Here is a 16,608-nt window from a genome sequence, read left to right as displayed (position 1 = left end):
CGACCGGAGTTAGCGCTTCAGCGGTTAGTCCGGTCCCGTGCAAGGCTGTCCGCAGCCGTCCGGCCCGGCAAGGAATCACTGCATACGTTATTGCAGCGGTTCTTTAAGCGCGGCAGGAATCGGCAGCGGCATCACGTCGATGCCTTCTTCGGCCAAGGATTGCGCATCTTCGGCGGTCGTAACGCCACGAATGCTGCGTGCCGGCGCCTCGTTGTAATGGATGCGCCGCGCTTCCTCGGCGAAGCGCTCGCCCACGTTCTCGGTTTTCTCCAGCACCTCGCGCAGCGCACGCATCACCTGCGCCTGCAGCGCACGCGGATCGGCCGGCTGTGCCTGCGTCGCGCCCGACAAGTTCAGGCGCGGCGCCGACGGCAGACGGCTGACCTCGGTCGTTCCGCACACCGGACATTCGACCAGCTTGCGGGACAACTGCGCTTCGAATTCATCGGCGGAAGCGAACCAGCCTTCGAACCGATGATCGTGCGGGCACTGTAAATCGAGGACCTTCATGCTGAATCAGGGCGTGTAGCGAGTGTAGCGCAAAAAGCAGTTTTGTGAACGGTCGTGCTAAATACCGGTCGCGCGACGCGGCGGCGCCGCGTCACCCGATTGTAACGCGGTGCCCCACCTGCCGCTGACGCCGCGCTCAGGGCGTCAGGACCGGCCCGAGCGGCCACGTACCGGACAGCACCTTGTCGAGCCACATCGCGCCGATGATCGTCTTCACATCGGAGATCTGGCCCGTACGCACCCATTCCTGCAGATCGGCCTGCGTCGCGATGAAGGTCTCGAGGAATTCGCCTTCGTCGAGCTTGCGCTCGCCGGCCGTCAGCCCGCGCGCCAGGTACAGGTCGATGAATTCGGTCGAATAGGAAATGATCGGGTGAATCCGGGCCAGGAACACGTACTCGCGCGCCGTGTAGCCGGTTTCTTCGCGCAGTTCGCGCACCGCGCATGCGAGCGCGCCTTCGTCAGGATCGAGCTTGCCGGCCGGGAATTCGGCCATCACCTTGCCGATCGGGTAGCGATACTGGCTTTCCATCAGCACGCGGCCGTCGTCGAACAGCGGGATCACCATCACTGCGCCCGGATGCTGGACGTATTCGCGCGTGGCCTTCTTGCCGTCCGGAAGACGGACGGTATCACGCTTGAGCTTGAGGAACGCGCCTTCGAAGATTGCCTCGCTTTCGAGGCAGGTTTCGGTCAGTGCGGCGTCGTGATTGGGTAGTTCGGCCATCGGCGGCTCCGGGAATGAGCGCGACGGCCGAAGCCGTCAGCGTCGTTTGACGAGATACTGGAACGTGAAGCCGGGAAACGCGAACACGACGAAAAGACTGAACGTGATCGCGTAGAACTGCCAGCCTTGTTCGAAGCGGTTGCCGGCGCGCGACTCGAGCCAGAAGCCGAGTGCGCCGACGATGAAGTACAGCACGATCAGCTCGCCGATCCGCACCCACCCGCTCTTCTTCGCCGTGCCGAACGGCACGACGGCGAAGAGGCGTTGGTTCAGGAACGGCAGGTTGGCGCAGACGAGCGCCAACAGCACGATAAACCAGCCGGCTGCCGACATTACAGCGGCAGCGTGTGACGAATTGCCTGCAGGCAGGCCGTCAGCAGCGGGCTCGGGATCAGGCCGAGCGCGACGACCGCCAGGCCGTTCAGCACGAGGATCGTGCGCTTGCAGAAATCGCCCGAGATCGGCGTCGTATCCTGCGGTGCATCGAAGTACATCAGCTTCACGATGCGCAGGTAGTAGAACGCGCCGAACAGCGACGTGATCACGGCCAGCACGGCCAGCCACGTGAGGCCCGCGTTGACGGTCGCCTCGAGCACGGCGAGCTTCGCGTAGAAGCCGACGGTCGGCGGAATACCGGCCAGCGAGAACATCATGACCATCATCACGAACGCGAACACCGGGCTGCGCTTGTTGAGGCCCTTGAAGTCGTCGATCGTTTCGGCTTCGAAATCGCGGCGGGCGAGCAGCATCACCACGCCGAACGAGCCGAGCGTCGTGATCAGGTAGACGATTGCGTAGAACATCGCCGAGCTGTATGCGTTCGCCGGCGCCGTCGCGTCGCCCTTCACGATGCCCGCGAGCAGGCCGAGCAGCACGAAGCCCATGTTCGAGATCGCCGAGTACGCGAGCATCCGCTTGATGTTGCGCTGGACGATACCGGTGATGTTGCCGACGATCAGCGACAGCGCGGCGAGGATCACGAGCGCGGTCTGCCAGTTCTGTGCGAGCGGCAGCAGGCCCATCACCAGGAAGCGCAGGCCCCATGCGAACGCGGCAACCTTCGGGCCGCCGCCGACGAACAGCGTCATCGCGGTCGGTGCGCCCTGGTAGACGTCCGGCACCCACATGTGGAACGGCACGGCGCCGAGCTTGAACGCGATACCCGCGACGATGAAGACCACGCCGAACATCAGCACGGCTGCGTCGGTGTTGCCGCCGACCGCCTTGTACACCTCGCCCAGCTCGAGCGAGCCGGTCGCGCCGTACAGCATCGAGATGCCGTACAGCACGAAGCCCGATGCGAGCGCACCCAGCACGTAGTACTTCATCGCGGCTTCGCTCGACTGCGCGGCGTCACGGCGCAGCGCGATGACTGCGTACAGCGACAGCGACATCAGTTCGAGACCGAGGTACAGCGTCAGGAAGTTGTTGCCCGACACCATGACCAGCTGGCCGAGCAGCGAGAACATGCCGAGCAGGAACACGTCACCGCGGAACATGTCGCGATCTTCGAGGTACTTGCGCGAATAGACGAGCGAGACCGCGAAACCGAACGACACGACAGCCTTCATCATGCTCGCGAACGAGTCGACGACGACCATCTTCGAGAAGAAGTAGTACTGCTGCGGGTCGAGCGCCTGCACCGCGAACCACACGCCGGCGACGACCGACGATACGACCGCGATCAGATAGGTCAGGCGGCGGCCGGAAGCGCCGGTAAAGGTGTCGTTCAGCCATGCGACGACGATGGCGGCCATCACCAGCGCGTCAGGCAACAGGACATTCATAGGAGCATTCATGATCTTGAGTTCCTCCGCTCGCGATTACTGGGCCAGCGGCAGCTTCGACTGCGCGACGTGGGAGAGGAGGTTTTCCACGGAAACGTGCATCACGTCGGTGAAAGGCTTCGGATAAAGGCCCATCAGCAGCGTGAACGCGGCGAGCACGGCCAGCATCAGGAATTCGCGACGGCCGATGTCCTTCAGCTTGGCGACGTGATCGTTCGCAACGGCGCCGAAGTACACGCGCTTGTACATCCACAGCGTGTAGGCAGCGCCGAGGATCAACGTGAATGCCGCGCCGAATGCGATCCAGAAGTTGTACTGGACGGCCGCGAGAATCACCATGAACTCGCCGACGAAACCCGACGTACCCGGCAGGCCGCAGTTGGCCATCGAGAACAGCATCGCGAAGGCCGCAAACTTCGGCATCACGTTGACGACGCCACCGTAGTCGGCGATCTGACGCGAGTGCACGCGGTCGTACAGCACGCCGATGCAGAGGAACATCGCGCCCGACACGAAGCCGTGCGAGATCATCTGGATGATCGCGCCTTCGACGCCGAGCTGGTTGAAGATGAAGAAGCCGAGCGTGACGAAGCCCATGTGCGCGATCGACGAATACGCGACCAGCTTCTTCATGTCGGCCTGCACCATCGCGACGAGGCCGATGTAGATCACCGCGATCAGCGACAGCGTGATCACGACGGGCGCCAGGAAGTGGCTCGCGTCAGGCGTGATCGGCAGCGAGAAGCGCAGGAAACCGTACGCGCCGAGCTTCAGCATGATCGCAGCCAGCACGACCGAGCCGCCCGTCGGCGCTTCCACGTGCGCGTCCGGCAGCCAGGTGTGGACCGGCCACATCGGCACCTTCACGGCAAACGCGAGGAAGAACGCGATGAACAGCAGGATCTGTGGCGTCATCGCGATCTTGGCGTTCTGCCACGTCGCGAGGTCGAACGAATGCGTTTCCGTATACAGGTAGATCAGCGCGACCAGCATCAGCAGCGAGCCGGCCAGCGTGTACAGGAAGAACTTGAATGCCGCATACACGCGGTTCGGGCCGCCCCATACGCCGATGATGATGTACATCGGGATCAGGGTCGCTTCGAAGAACACGTAGAACAGCAGGCCATCGGCCGCCGAGAATACGCCGATCATGATCCCGGACAGGATCAGGAACGCCGCGAGGTACTGCGCGACGTTCTCGGTGATCACTTCCCATGCGGCGATCACGACGATCACCGTAATCAGCGCGGTCAGCACGACGAACCACATCGAGATGCCGTCGACGCCGAGGTGATACGCAATGTCGAAGCGCTCGATCCAGGTCGACTTCTCGACGAACTGCAGCGCAGCCGTGCTCGAATCGAAGCCCGTGATCAGCGGGATCGTGACCGCCAGGCCGAGCAGCGAACCGATCAGCGCGATCCAGCGGGCCGTCCCCGGATTTTTGTCGTTACCCACCGCAAGCACGAGGAGGCCGAAAACGATCGGCAGCCAGATCGCGGTACTGAGAATCGGAAAAGCGTGCATTAAGTTGTCCCCCCGCCTTATTTGCCGCCGAGCGTTACAAACAGGGTCAGGAGCCCCAGCATGCCGATGATCATGGCGAACGCGTAGTGATAGATGTAACCGGATTGGAGGAAGCGGATCACGCCGGCGAACCAGCCGATGAACCGGGCGCTGCCGTTGACGAGGCCGTCGATCACCACGACGTCACCCTCCTTCCACAGGCCGCGGCCGATCGCCACCGAACCTCGGGCGAACACCACTTCGTTGATCTTGTCCATGTAGTACTTGTTGTCCAGCAGCGTGTAGATCGGGCCGAACGCGCGGCGGATCGACGCCGGCAGCTCCGGACGCTTCAGGTACAGGAACCAGGCGACAACGACACCGGCGAGCGCGAGCCAGACCGGCAGGCCCGACACCGAGTGCAGGCCCATGCCTACCCAGCCGTGGAACTCTTCGGCCATCTCGGCCAGCGCCGGATGGTTTTCGCCGATGAAGATCACCTTGTCGAACGCAACGCCGTGCTGGAAGAAGTCACCGAACAGCATCGGGCTGATCGCGAGCGCGCCGATGATGACCGACGGGATCGCCAGCAGGACCAGCGGCACCCACACGACCCACGGGGTCTCGTGCGGTTCGTGCGCGTGATCGTCATGACCGTGGCCATGGCCGTGGTCGTCATGACCGTGCGCGGCTGCCATGCCCATCGGCGATTCCGGATGCTTCGGCTTGCGGAAGCGCTCTTCGCCGTGGAACACCAGGAAGTACATGCGGAACGAGTACAGCGCGGTGACGAACACGCTCGCGACGACCGCGAAGTACGCGAAGCCCGAACCCGGCAGGTGCGACAGCTTCACCGCGTCGATGATCGAGTCCTTCGAGTAGAAGCCCGAGAAGAACGGCGTGCCGATCAGCGCGAGCGAACCGACGAGCGACGTGATCCACGTGATCGGCATGTACTTGCGCAGGCCGCCCATGTTGCGCATGTCCTGGTCGTGGTGCATGCCCATGATGACCGAACCTGCGCCAAGGAACAGCAGCGCCTTGAAGAACGCGTGCGTCATCAGGTGGAACACGGCGACCGGGTAAGCGGATACGCCGAGCGCGACGGTCATGTAGCCGAGCTGCGACAGCGTCGAGTACGCGACCACGCGCTTGATGTCGTTCTGGACAATACCGAGGAAGCCCATGAAGAGCGCCGTGATCGCGCCGATCACCGTGATGAACGACAGCGCGGTATCCGACAGCTCGAACAGCGGCGACATGCGCGACACCATGAAGATGCCGGCGGTCACCATCGTCGCCGCGTGAATCAGCGCGGAGATCGGGGTCGGGCCTTCCATCGAGTCCGGCAGCCACACGTGCAGCGGGAACTGTGCCGACTTACCCATCGCGCCGATGAACAGGCAGATACAGGCGACGGTCAGCAGGCCCCAGTCGGTGCCCGGGAAGTGCAGGCTCGCGAGCTCAGCGCGCTTCGCGAACACTTCGCCGTAGTTCATCGAGCCGGCGAATGCGAGCAGCAGGCCGATGCCGAGCAGGAAGCCGAAGTCGCCCACGCGGTTCACGAGGAACGCCTTCATGTTCGCGTAGATCGCGCTCTCACGCGTGAAGTAGAAGCCGATCAGCAGGTACGACACCAGACCCACCGCTTCCCAGCCGAAGAACAGCTGCAGGAAGTTGTTGCTCATCACGAGCATCAGCATCGAGAACGTGAACAGCGAGATGTACGAGAAGAAGCGTTGATAGCCGTCTTCTTCCGCCATGTAGCCGATCGTGTACACGTGCACCATCAGCGAGACGAAGGTCACGACGACCATCATCATCGCGGTCAGCGAATCGACGAGGAAGCCGACTTCGAGCTTCAGCGAGCCGACGTTCATCCATTCGTAGACGGTCGCGTTGAAGCTTGCGCCGCCCATCACGTCGAAGAAGACTTTCGCCGACAGGAGGAACGCGATCATGACGCCGAGGATCGTGATCCGGTGTGCGCCCTTGCGCCCGACTGCGTTCCCGAACAGCCCCGCAATCAGCGAGCCGGCCAGCGGAGCGAGCGGAATCGCCAGCAGCAGGTTTTCATTGAGTGTCGTTGACATAACAGCGTTGCCTGAAATTAACCTTTGAGCTGATCGAGATCCTCGACATTGATCGTGTCGAGCTTACGGAACAGGGTCACCAGAATCGCAAGACCGATCGCGGCTTCCGCTGCGGCGACAGTCAGCACGAAGAACACGAAGATCTGGCCGTGCACATCGCCGAGGTAGTGCGAAAACGCGACGAAGTTGGTATTCACCGCCAGCAGCATCAGCTCGATCGACATCAGGATGATGATGACGTTGCGGCGGTTCAGAAAGATCCCGACGATCGCGATCGCAAAGAGGATCGCGCCGAGCACGAGGTAGTGAGCAAGAGTCAGCATGGTTTTCCTTTCCTCCGCTTAGCCGTTGGTGCTCGAACCGGCTTCGCTCTGCGCCGTTTCCGGCTGCGGCTTTTCCGCGTCCATCTTCACGAGGCGCACGCGATCGTTGCGGCGCACCTTGACCTGATCCGACACGCGCTGGCGCTTGCTGTCCTTGCCCTTGCGCTCGGTCAGCCCGATCGCGGCAATGATCGCGACCAGCAGCACGAGGCCGGCGATTTCAAACGCGAAGATGTAGTCGGTGTAGATCACCTTGCCGATCAGGCGCGTGTTCGACCAGTTGGCCATCTCGCCCGTCGCCATCGCGTGCACCGTCTGCGTGTCGCCGTAGCCGCGCCACAGGATCAGCGCGGTTTCGATCACGATGATCGCGCCGACCACGGTCGCCATCGGGACGAAGCGCTTGAAGTCGCGGCGCAGGTAGTCGATGTTGATGTCCAGCATCATCACGACGAACAGGAACAGCACCATCACGGCGCCCACGTAGACCAGCACCAGCAGGATCGCGAGGAACTCCGCTTCCAGCAGCATCCAGATCGCGGCGGCGTTGAAGAACGCCAGCACAAGGAAAAGCGCAGACGCCACCGGGTTGCGCGAAGTGATCACCTTCAGCCCTGATACCACCAGGAGCAGCGCGAAGATGTAGAACAGTACGGTCGTGAATTCCATGATTACCGGTTCATCGTTAGGCCATAGTCAGGCGCGGCTTGCGGGACGCCCGCACCCGTCGCGGCGGCGCGGCCCGATCCTGCCGGGCCGGCACTTCAAACACAATCAACGATACGGCGCGTCGGCAGCCTTCGCCGCGGCGATGTCCTTCTCGTAGCGGTCGCCCACCGCGAGCAGCATTTCCTTCGTGAAATACAGGTCGCCGCGCTTCTCGCCGTGGTACTCGAGAATCTGCGTCTCGACGATCGAATCGACCGGGCAGCTCTCTTCGCAGAAACCGCAGAAGATGCACTTCGTCAGGTCGATGTCGTAGCGCGTCGTGCGGCGCGTGTTGTCCGCGCGCGTTTCCGACTCGATCGTGATCGCCATCGCGGGGCACACGGCCTCGCACAACTTGCACGCGATGCAGCGCTCTTCGCCGTTTTCGTAGCGACGCAGTGCGTGCAGCCCGCGGAAACGCGGCGAAATCGGGGTCTTCTCTTCCGGGAACTGCACGGTGACCTTGCGCTTGAACGTGTAACGGCCGGTCAGCGCGAGCCCCTGCAGGAGCTCGGTCAGGAAGAAGGTCTTAAAGAAGTGTTGGATTGCGCTCATGATTTCGTCCGATTACTTCACCCAGATGTTGAGCGGCGACATCATCCAGAAGCCGACCACGACCACCCAGACCACCGTGACGGGCAGGAACACCTTCCAGCCCAGGCGCATGATCTGGTCGTAACGGAAACGCGGGAACGTCGCGCGAACCCAGATGAACACCGACAGCAGCGCGAATATCTTCAGCACCAGCCAGAAGATGCCCGGGATGAACGACAGGAATTCGAACGGTGCGTCCCAGCCGCCGAGGAACAGCGTGGAGGCCAGCGCCGAGATCACGATCATGTTGATGTACTCGGCGAGGAAGAACAGCGCGAACGCCATACCCGAGTAATCGATCATGTGACCGGCAACGATCTCCGACTCCCCTTCCACCACGTCGAACGGGTGGCGGTTCGTTTCGGCGATGCCCGAGATGAAGTACACGACGAACGCGGGCAGGAGCGGCAGCCAGTTCCACGACAGGAAGTTCACGCCGTGGCCCGCGAAGAAGCCGTGCTGCTGCGAACCGACGATTTCCGACAGGTTCAGGCTGCCGGCCGTCATCAGCACCAGCACCAGCGCGAAGCCCATCGAGATTTCGTACGAGACCATCTGCGCCGCGGCGCGCATCGCGCCGAGGAACGCGTACTTCGAGTTCGACGCCCAGCCCGCGAGAATCACCGCGTACACGCCGATCGACGAGATCGCCATCGCGTACAGCAGGCCCGCGTTCACGTTCGCGAGGACCGCTTCGGCCTGGAACGGGATCACGGCCCACACGGCAAACGCCGGCACGACGGTCATCACCGGCGCGATCAGGTACAGCCAGCGGCTGGCGGCGCTCGGCTGAATGACTTCCTTCAGCAGCAGCTTCAGCACGTCGGCGATCGGCTGCAGCAGGCCGCCGGGGCCGACGCGGTTCGGGCCGAGACGCACGTGCATCCAGCCGATCAGCTTGCGTTCCCACAGAATCAGGTACGCGACGCACAGCAGGATGACGACGGAGACGACGAGGATGCGCACGATTGCCCACACCGTCGGCCACGCGAAGCCGAGAAGCTGGGACCCGCCCGCGTTGATCGTATCGAACAAGCTCATTTACGCCTTCTCCACCACCAGTTCACCGGACAGGCTGCCGAGCGCTGCGCCGGCAGGCGTCGCCGCCGACACGCGAACGACGGTCTCCGCAAGATTCGCGTCGCGCACGGCCGGCAACTGCACCGCACGCTCGCCCTGGCGCACGCGCACCGCGTCGCCTTCCTTCAAGCCCAGCTTGTCGAACAGCGCGGCCGGCAGGGCTGCGGCATTCGCCGCCTTCGCGGCGGCCGTCAGGTGCAACGCACCTGCGCGGCGCACAAGTGCGTCGGCGTGATAGATCGGCACATCGGCCAGGCGCTCGAAACCGCCATTCGCGGCATTCGCCGCAACGCGCACCGGCGCGACCGACGTCTGGTTCGACAGGCGGCTCGCGACGCCGGCGTCGCCGAGTGCCGCGAGACGCACGTCTTCCACGGTCTCGTATTCGAAGTTCGGCAGGCCGAGCAGGCTACCGAGCACGCGCAGCACCTTCCAGCCCGGACGCGTGTCGCCGAGCGGGCGCACGACGCCGTTGAAGCTCTGCACGGTGCCTTCCGCATTCACGTACGTACCGGCCGTTTCCGTGAACGGCGCAACCGGCAGCAGCACGTCCGCGTAGTCGAGGCCGTGCTTGAACGGCGACATCACGACGACCATTTCCGCCTGGTTCAGCGCGGCAAGCGCCTGTGCCGGATCTGCGGTGTCGAATTCCGGTTCGACGTTCAGCAGCACGTAGCCCTTGCGCGGCTGCGCGAATGCTTCGCGTGCATTCAGGCCGCCTTCGCCCGGCAGCGCGCCGACGACGTGCGCGCCGACCGTGTTCGCCGCTTCCGTCAGGAAGCCGAACGTGGCGCCGGTGTTATCGGCGATCCACTTGGCGACGGCGTGCAGCTTTGCGAATTCCGGATGGCGGACCGCGACGTTGCCGAGCAGCACCGCGCGGCGTTCGCCGTTCGCGAGCGACTGGGCGACAGCCTGCGCGGCCGGCGATGCGGTGACGCCCGCGAGCGTGTCGGGCAGTGCGACGCCGCGCAGTTGCGCGACGGCCGCTGCGATACCGGCCAGCTGGTCGAGCCATGCCGACGGTGCGGCAACGATGCGCTGCGCGGTCGGGATCAGTGCGTCGTCACCGGTCGCGTGCAGGAAATGCAGCTTCGCGCCGTTCTTCGCGGCCTGACGCAGGCGGGCGGCGAACAGCGGGTGGTCGCGGCGCAGGAACGAACCGACGACGAACGCGGCGTCCACGTTCGACAGGTCGGCGATCGGCATGCCGAGCCACGGTGCGCCCTGGACCGGCGCCGAGAAATCCTGCTGGCGCAGACGGAAGTCGACGTTCGGCGTCTTCAGTTCGTTGGCGAGCTGCTTCACGAGGAACAGCTCTTCAGCGGTGCTGTGCGCGCTCGCGAGCATCGCCAGCGCGTTCGCGCCGTGATCCGCGGCGATGCCCTTCAGGCCCTTCGCGACGTATTCGAGTGCGGTCTGCCAATCGGTTTCGATCCACTGGCCGCCCTGCTTCAGCATCGGCTTCGTCAGGCGCTCTTCGCTGTTGAGGCCTTCATACGAGAAGCGATCCTTGTCCGAGATCCAGCATTCGTTGATGGCTTCGTTCTCGAACGGCAGCACGCGCATCACGCGGTTGTTCTTCACTTGGACGACGAGGTTCGCGCCGACGGAATCGTGCGGGCTCACCGACTTGCGGCGCGACAGTTCCCACGTACGGGCGCTGTAGCGGAATGGCTTGCTGGTCAGCGCGCCGACCGGGCACAGGTCGATCATGTTGCCCGACATTTCGGAATCGACCGTCTTGCCGACGAACGTCGTGATTTCCGAGTGCTCGCCGCGGCCCAGCATGCCGAACTCCATCACGCCGGCGACTTCCTGACCGAAGCGGACGCAGCGCGTGCAATGGATGCAGCGCGACATTTCTTCCATCGAGATCAGCGGGCCCACGTTCTTGTGGAACACCACGCGCTTCTCTTCCGAGTAGCGCGACGACGACTTGCCGTAACCGACCGCCAGATCCTGCAGCTGGCATTCGCCGCCCTGATCGCAGATCGGGCAGTCGAGCGGGTGGTTGATGAGGAGGAATTCCATCACCGACTGCTGCGCCTTCACGGCCTTGTCGGATTGCGTATGGACGATCATGCCGGCCGACACGGGGGTCGCGCAGGCAGGCACGGCCTTCGGCATCTTCTCGACTTCGACGAGACACATCCGGCAGTTGGCCGCAACCGACAGTTTCTTGTGATAGCAGAAGTGAGGAATGTACGTATCCGCCTTGTGCGCAGCCTGGATCACCATGCTGCCTTCGGGCACCTCGACCTTCTTGCCGTCTATTTCAAGTTCAACCATGATGGTGAATGGTCCTTAACCTATTTCCGCCCGTTCGCGCCTTCGCCCGACCGTGCGCTCAAATTCCGCAACCGGGTTCGCTTCAGGCAGCCGCCGCGTGCGCGTGGCCGCCGACCATGCAGTGCTTGTGCTCGACGTGGTACGCGAATTCGTCCCAGTAGTGCTTGAGCATCCCGCGTACCGGCATCGCCGCCGCATCGCCGAGCGCACAGATCGTGCGGCCCATGATGTTCTCGGCGACCGAGTTCAGCAGGTCCAGATCTTCCTGGCGGCCTTCGCCGTGCTCGATACGGTTCACGACGCGATACAGCCAGCCGGTGCCTTCGCGGCACGGCGTGCACTGGCCGCACGATTCCTCGTAGTAGAAGTACGACAGGCGCAGCAGCGAGCGCACCATGCAGCGCGTCTCGTCCATCACGATCACCGCGCCGGAACCGAGCATCGAGCCCGCCTTCGCGATCGAATCGTAGTCGAGATCCGTCTGCATCATGATGTCGCCCGGGATCACCGGCGCCGACGAACCGCCCGGAATCACGGCCTTGATCTTCTTGCCGCCGCGCATCCCGCCGGCAAGCTCCATCAGCGTCGCGAACGGCGTGCCGAGCGGCACTTCATAGTTGCCCGGACGCTCGACGTCGCCCGACACCGAGAAAATCTTCGTGCCGCCGTTGTTCGGCTTGCCGATCTCGAGGTAATTCTGCGGCCCGATGGACAGCAGGAACGGCACCGCCGCGAACGTCTCGGTGTTGTTGATCGTGGTGGGCTTGCCGTACACGCCGAAGCTCGCCGGGAACGGCGGCTTGAAGCGCGGCTGGCCCTTCTTGCCTTCGAGCGACTCGAGCAGTGCCGTTTCCTCGCCGCAGATGTACGCGCCGTAACCGTGGTGCGCGTGCAGCTGGAACGAGAATTCCGAGCCCATGATGTTGTCGCCGAGGAACCCGGCAGCGCGCGCCTCATCGAGCGCGGCTTCGAAGCGCCGATACACTTCGAAGATTTCGCCGTGGATGTAGTTGTACCCGACGGTGATGCCCATCGCGTACGCGCCGATGGCCATGCCTTCGATCAGCGCGTGCGGGTTCCAGCGCAGGATGTCGCGATCCTTGAACGTGCCCGGCTCGCCTTCGTCCGAGTTGCAGACGAGATACTTCTGCCCCGGGAACTGGCGCGGCATGAAGCTCCACTTCAGGCCGGTCGGGAAGCCTGCACCGCCACGGCCACGCAGGCCCGACGCCTTAACGTCGGCGATCACCTGCTCGGGCGGAATCTTTTCGTCGAGAATGCGGCGCAGCTGCTTGTAGCCGCCGCGCGCAACGTAATCCTCGAGATGCCAGTTCTCGCCGTTCAGACCAGCGAGGATCAGCGGTTTGATGTGACGGTCGTGGAGGGACGTCATTTCGAGAGCTCCTCAAGCAGCTGGTCGATCTTGTCGCGGCTCATGAAGCTGCACATTCTGTGATTGTTCACCAGCAGTACCGGCGCATCGCCGCACGAGCCCATGCATTCGCCTTCCTTCAGCGTGAACTTGCCGTCGGGCGTGGTCTCGCCGAAGCCGATGCCCAGCTTCTGTTTCAGGTAGTCGGCAGTCGCTTCAGCGCCACCGTCCGGGCCCAGCTGGCACGGCAGGTTCGTGCAGAGCGTGATCTTGTGCTTGCCGACCGGGTTGAGCTCGTACATCGTGTAGAACGTCGCGACTTCCTGCACGGCAACGGCCGGCATGCCGAGATAGTCCGCAACGAACTGCATCAGTTCGGGCGACAGCCAGCCGTGCTCTTCCTGAGCAACGGCCAACGCCGACATCACGGCGGACTGTTTCTGATCGGCGGGATACTTCGTCAACGCTCGATCGATTTCCTTCAGGCCTTCAGCTGAGATCATTTTCAGACACGACTCTTTCAATTCCTACCGAACGAACAACCTGCCGCACACTGGGGTGCATGGACGGCAGACCTGGCGCTCACTCTGTTGACAGCTTGCGAAGCCGCGCCGGTTCAGCGCGCATCGCGTGTGACTTACTGCTCGCCGCCCGCTCTCGCGGGCAAGCGCAACCATTAGCGATCGATTTCGCCGAACACGATGTCCTGCGTACCGATGATCGTGACGGCGTCGGCGATCATGTGACCGCGCGCCATTTCGTCGAGCGACGCCAGGTGAGCGAAACCCGGTGCGCGAATCTTGAGGCGATACGGCTTGTTCGCACCATCCGACACGAGGTAGATGCCGAACTCACCCTTCGGATGCTCGACCGCCGCGTACGCTTCGCCTTCCGGCACATGGAAACCTTCGGTGAAGAGCTTGAAGTGGTGAATCAAGTCTTCCATGTTGGTCTTCATGCCGACGCGCGACGGCGGTGCAACCTTGTGATTGTCCGTCATCACCGGGCCCGGATTCTTGCGGAGCCACTCAATACACTGTTTCGCGATGCGGATCGACTGGCGCATTTCTTCGACGCGCACCAGATAGCGGTCGTAGCAATCGCCGTTCACGCCGACCGGCACGTCGAAATCCATGCGATCGTACACTTCGTACGGTTGCTTCTTGCGCAGATCCCAGGCGATGCCCGAGCCGCGCAGCATCGGGCCCGTCAGGCCCATCTGCAGCGCACGTTCCGGGCTGACAACGCCGATCCCGACCAGACGCTGTTTCCAGATCCGGTTGTCGGTGAGCAGCGTTTCGTATTCGTCGACGCACTTCGGGAAGCGCGTGAAGAAGTCGTCGATGAAGTCGAGCACCGAGCCGCTGCGCGCTTCGTTCATCTTCGCGAGCGCCTTCTCGTTGCGAATCTTCGACGCCTTGTATTGCGGCATTGCGTCAGGCAGGTCGCGGTAGACGCCGCCCGGACGATAGTACGCCGCGTGCATCCGGGCGCCGGACACCGCTTCGTACACGTCCATCAGGTCTTCGCGTTCGCGGAACGCGTACAGGAACACGGCCATCGCGCCGACGTCGAGCGCGTGCGCACCGATCCACATCAGGTGGTTCAGCACACGCGTGATTTCGTCGAACAGCACGCGGATGTACTGTGCACGCTCCGGCACGTCGATGCCGAGCAGCTTTTCGATCGCGAGCACGTAGCCGTGCTCGTTGACCATCATCGACACGTAGTCGAGACGGTCCATGTACGGCACGGACTGGATGAACGTCTTGGATTCCGCGAGTTTTTCGGTCGCGCGGTGCAGCAGGCCGATGTGCGGATCGGCGCGCTGGATGACTTCGCCGTCGAGCTCGAGCACGAGGCGCAGCACGCCGTGCGCTGCCGGGTGCTGCGGGCCGAAGTTGAGCGTGTAGTTCTTGATTTCTGCCATGACGCCCCCTTAATGTTTCAGACCGCCATAGCGATCCTCGCGGATCACGCGCGGCGTGATTTCGCGCGGCTCGATCGTCACCGGCTGGTACACGACCCGCTTCTCTTCCGGGTCGTAACGCATTTCGACATAACCCGACACCGGGAAGTCCTTGCGGAACGGGTGGCCGATGAAGCCGTAGTCGGTGAGGATGCGGCGCAGGTCGGGGTGGCCTTCGAACACGATGCCGTACAGGTCGAACGCTTCGCGCTCGTACCAGTTCGCGGAGGTCCAGATGTCGACCAGCGATGCCACGATCGGCAGGTCGTCGTCCGGCGCGAATGCGCGCAGGCGCAGGCGCCAGTTGTTCGTGACCGACAGCAGGTGCGACACGGCCGCGAAACGCGGGCCGTCGTAGGCGCCGTCGCCGAAGGTCTGGTAGTCGACGCCACACAGGTCGATCAGCTGCTCGAAACGGAGCTTCGGATCGTCGCGCAGTGTCTTTGCGACTTCGAGGTAATCGCTCGCCTTCACGACGAGCGTCAGTTCACCGATCGCTTCGGTGAGGCTCACCACGCGCGCGCCGAGCGCGGCTTCGAGGTTTGCCTTGAGGGTCTCGATTTTGCTTGCCATATTGAGGGGACGCTCGGGGCTTTATTGACGGGCGATGGTATTGGTGCGGCGGATCTTCGCCTGAAGCTGGATCACGCCGTAGACCAACGCCTCGGCCGTGGGCGGACAGCCCGGCACGTAGACGTCGACCGGCACGATCCGGTCGCAGCCACGGACCACCGAGTACGAGTAATGGTAGTAGCCGCCGCCGTTCGCGCACGATCCCATCGAGATCACCCAGCGCGGCTCGGCCATCTGGTCGTACACGCGACGCAGCGCGGGCGCCATCTTGTTGCAGAGCGTGCCAGCGACGATCATCACGTCCGACTGACGCGGACTCGGGCGGAACACGACGCCGAACCGGTCCAGGTCGTAACGGGCCGCGCCCGCATGCATCATTTCGACGGCGCAACACGCGAGCCCGAACGTCATCGGCCACAGCGAGCCGGTACGCGTCCAGTTGATCAGCTTGTCAGCCGTCGTGGTGACAAACCCTTCCTTCAAGACCCCTTCGATACTCATTTGCTTTCCACTCCAGACGAGCGACCGAGCGTGGCCGCCCATGCAAACCGGCGATTAACCCATCACTCCCAGTCGAGGCCGCCTTTCTTCCAGATATAGGCAAAGCCCAGCAGGAATTCGAGCAGAAAAATCATCATTGCGATGAAACCCGGCCAGCCGATATCCCGGAGCGCGACGCCCCACGGAAACAGGAATGCGGTTTCGAGATCGAAGATGATGAACAGGATAGCGACGAGGTAGTACCGGACGTCGAATTTCATCCGGGCGTCTTCAAAGGCCTCGAAGCCGCACTCGTACGGTGCGTTCTTCTCGACGTCCGGCTTGTTGGGACCAAGGAGCTTGCCGATGCTGACCAGCGCTATACCTAAACCAGTGCCCACGAGAAGGAACAACAAGACGGGGTAATAGGCTGCGAGGTTCAAGGCAATCCTCTATCGGTTGGTTCTGAGCGTCCGGAGAATACCACCATCCGGCGGAAGGAATCATTTCGGAGTGCATGCGATCGCAAGACAACCGCAAGCACACCCCAGAAATGAAAAATGCCAGCCACTAGAAGCGGCTGGCATTGAGTAA

The 16,608-nt window shown here is 63.1% G+C and carries 17 protein-coding genes; all 17 read right to left on the bottom strand.

The annotated features are described in order from the left end of the window. Nucleotides 1–87: 87 nt before the first annotated feature. The 17 genes from HWX36_RS05165 to HWX36_RS05085 all read right to left on the bottom strand — a co-directional run bounded on the left by HWX36_RS05165 (nucleotide 88) and on the right by HWX36_RS05085 (nucleotide 16,457). Nucleotides 88–510, bottom strand: a complete 423-nt coding sequence (locus tag HWX36_RS05165; RefSeq protein WP_175951143.1) for a DUF1178 family protein — start codon at nucleotides 508–510, stop codon at nucleotides 88–90. A 136-nt stretch (nucleotides 511–646) separates the two neighbouring features. Then, nucleotides 647–1,237, bottom strand: a complete 591-nt coding sequence (locus tag HWX36_RS05160) for an NUDIX hydrolase (protein WP_175951142.1) — start codon at nucleotides 1,235–1,237, stop codon at nucleotides 647–649. Between the two features lie 36 nt (nucleotides 1,238–1,273). Next, complete coding sequence (locus HWX36_RS05155) at nucleotides 1,274–1,570, bottom strand: DUF2818 family protein (protein ID WP_046544751.1); 297 nt, start codon at nucleotides 1,568–1,570, stop codon at nucleotides 1,274–1,276. Further along, entirely contained in the window at nucleotides 1,570–3,024 is a 1,455-nt protein-coding gene (gene nuoN, locus HWX36_RS05150) for an NADH-quinone oxidoreductase subunit NuoN (protein WP_174944551.1), read from the bottom strand. The genes HWX36_RS05155 and nuoN overlap by 1 nt, the downstream gene beginning before the upstream one ends. A gap of 36 nt (nucleotides 3,025–3,060) precedes the next feature. Beyond that, nucleotides 3,061–4,551, bottom strand: coding sequence for an NADH-quinone oxidoreductase subunit M (locus HWX36_RS05145; protein WP_021162817.1), 1,491 nt, complete (start codon nucleotides 4,549–4,551; stop codon nucleotides 3,061–3,063). A gap of 17 nt (nucleotides 4,552–4,568) precedes the next feature. Next, nucleotides 4,569–6,623, bottom strand: a complete 2,055-nt coding sequence (nuoL, locus tag HWX36_RS05140; RefSeq protein ID WP_175951141.1) for an NADH-quinone oxidoreductase subunit L — start codon at nucleotides 6,621–6,623, stop codon at nucleotides 4,569–4,571. A gap of 17 nt (nucleotides 6,624–6,640) precedes the next feature. Further along, a complete protein-coding gene (nuoK, locus tag HWX36_RS05135; protein ID WP_006478272.1) occupies nucleotides 6,641–6,946 on the bottom strand; it encodes an NADH-quinone oxidoreductase subunit NuoK in 306 nt (101 codons plus the stop codon). An 18-nt stretch (nucleotides 6,947–6,964) separates the two neighbouring features. Continuing rightward, the gene (locus tag HWX36_RS05130; RefSeq protein ID WP_069747466.1) at nucleotides 6,965–7,615 is read right to left on the bottom strand and encodes an NADH-quinone oxidoreductase subunit J; all 651 of its coding nucleotides are present in this window, start codon (nucleotides 7,613–7,615) and stop codon (nucleotides 6,965–6,967) included. Nucleotides 7,616–7,720: 105 nt separating this feature from the next. After that, the gene (nuoI, locus tag HWX36_RS05125) at nucleotides 7,721–8,209 is read right to left on the bottom strand and encodes an NADH-quinone oxidoreductase subunit NuoI (RefSeq protein WP_011352695.1); all 489 of its coding nucleotides are present in this window, start codon (nucleotides 8,207–8,209) and stop codon (nucleotides 7,721–7,723) included. Nucleotides 8,210–8,221: 12 nt separating this feature from the next. Then, nucleotides 8,222–9,289 carry an NADH-quinone oxidoreductase subunit NuoH gene (gene nuoH, locus HWX36_RS05120; protein ID WP_175951140.1) on the bottom strand — a complete coding sequence of 356 codons (1,068 nt, stop codon included), beginning with the start codon at nucleotides 9,287–9,289 and terminating at the stop codon, nucleotides 8,222–8,224. Next, entirely contained in the window at nucleotides 9,290–11,620 is a 2,331-nt protein-coding gene (gene nuoG / locus HWX36_RS05115; protein ID WP_175951139.1) for an NADH-quinone oxidoreductase subunit NuoG, read from the bottom strand. An 82-nt stretch (nucleotides 11,621–11,702) separates the two neighbouring features. Next, the gene (nuoF, locus tag HWX36_RS05110) at nucleotides 11,703–13,013 is read right to left on the bottom strand and encodes an NADH-quinone oxidoreductase subunit NuoF (protein WP_175951138.1); all 1,311 of its coding nucleotides are present in this window, start codon (nucleotides 13,011–13,013) and stop codon (nucleotides 11,703–11,705) included. Next, nucleotides 13,010–13,495: an NADH-quinone oxidoreductase subunit NuoE gene (nuoE, locus tag HWX36_RS05105; protein ID WP_175951137.1), complete on the bottom strand. Its 486-nt coding sequence runs from the start codon at nucleotides 13,493–13,495 to the stop codon at nucleotides 13,010–13,012. The genes nuoF and nuoE overlap by 4 nt, the downstream gene beginning before the upstream one ends. Nucleotides 13,496–13,668: 173 nt before the next feature. After that, nucleotides 13,669–14,922, bottom strand: a complete 1,254-nt coding sequence (locus HWX36_RS05100; protein WP_034184888.1) for an NADH-quinone oxidoreductase subunit D — start codon at nucleotides 14,920–14,922, stop codon at nucleotides 13,669–13,671. A gap of 9 nt (nucleotides 14,923–14,931) precedes the next feature. Further along, nucleotides 14,932–15,534 (bottom strand): NADH-quinone oxidoreductase subunit C, encoded by a 603-nt coding sequence (locus HWX36_RS05095; protein WP_006478264.1) that lies wholly within the window; start codon nucleotides 15,532–15,534, stop codon nucleotides 14,932–14,934. Nucleotides 15,535–15,555: 21 nt separating this feature from the next. Then, nucleotides 15,556–16,035 carry an NADH-quinone oxidoreductase subunit B gene (locus tag HWX36_RS05090; protein WP_006398799.1) on the bottom strand — a complete coding sequence of 160 codons (480 nt, stop codon included), beginning with the start codon at nucleotides 16,033–16,035 and terminating at the stop codon, nucleotides 15,556–15,558. Between the two features lie 62 nt (nucleotides 16,036–16,097). Beyond that, nucleotides 16,098–16,457, bottom strand: coding sequence for an NADH-quinone oxidoreductase subunit A (locus HWX36_RS05085; RefSeq protein ID WP_006398798.1), 360 nt, complete (start codon nucleotides 16,455–16,457; stop codon nucleotides 16,098–16,100). Nucleotides 16,458–16,608 lie beyond the last annotated feature (151 nt).

The organism is Burkholderia sp. BCC0405, assembly GCF_902833075.1.
GTDB lineage: Bacteria > Pseudomonadota > Gammaproteobacteria > Burkholderiales > Burkholderiaceae > Burkholderia.
Note: the sequence above shows the minus strand (reverse complement) of the source record. Positions and strands in the feature narration are given on the sequence as shown.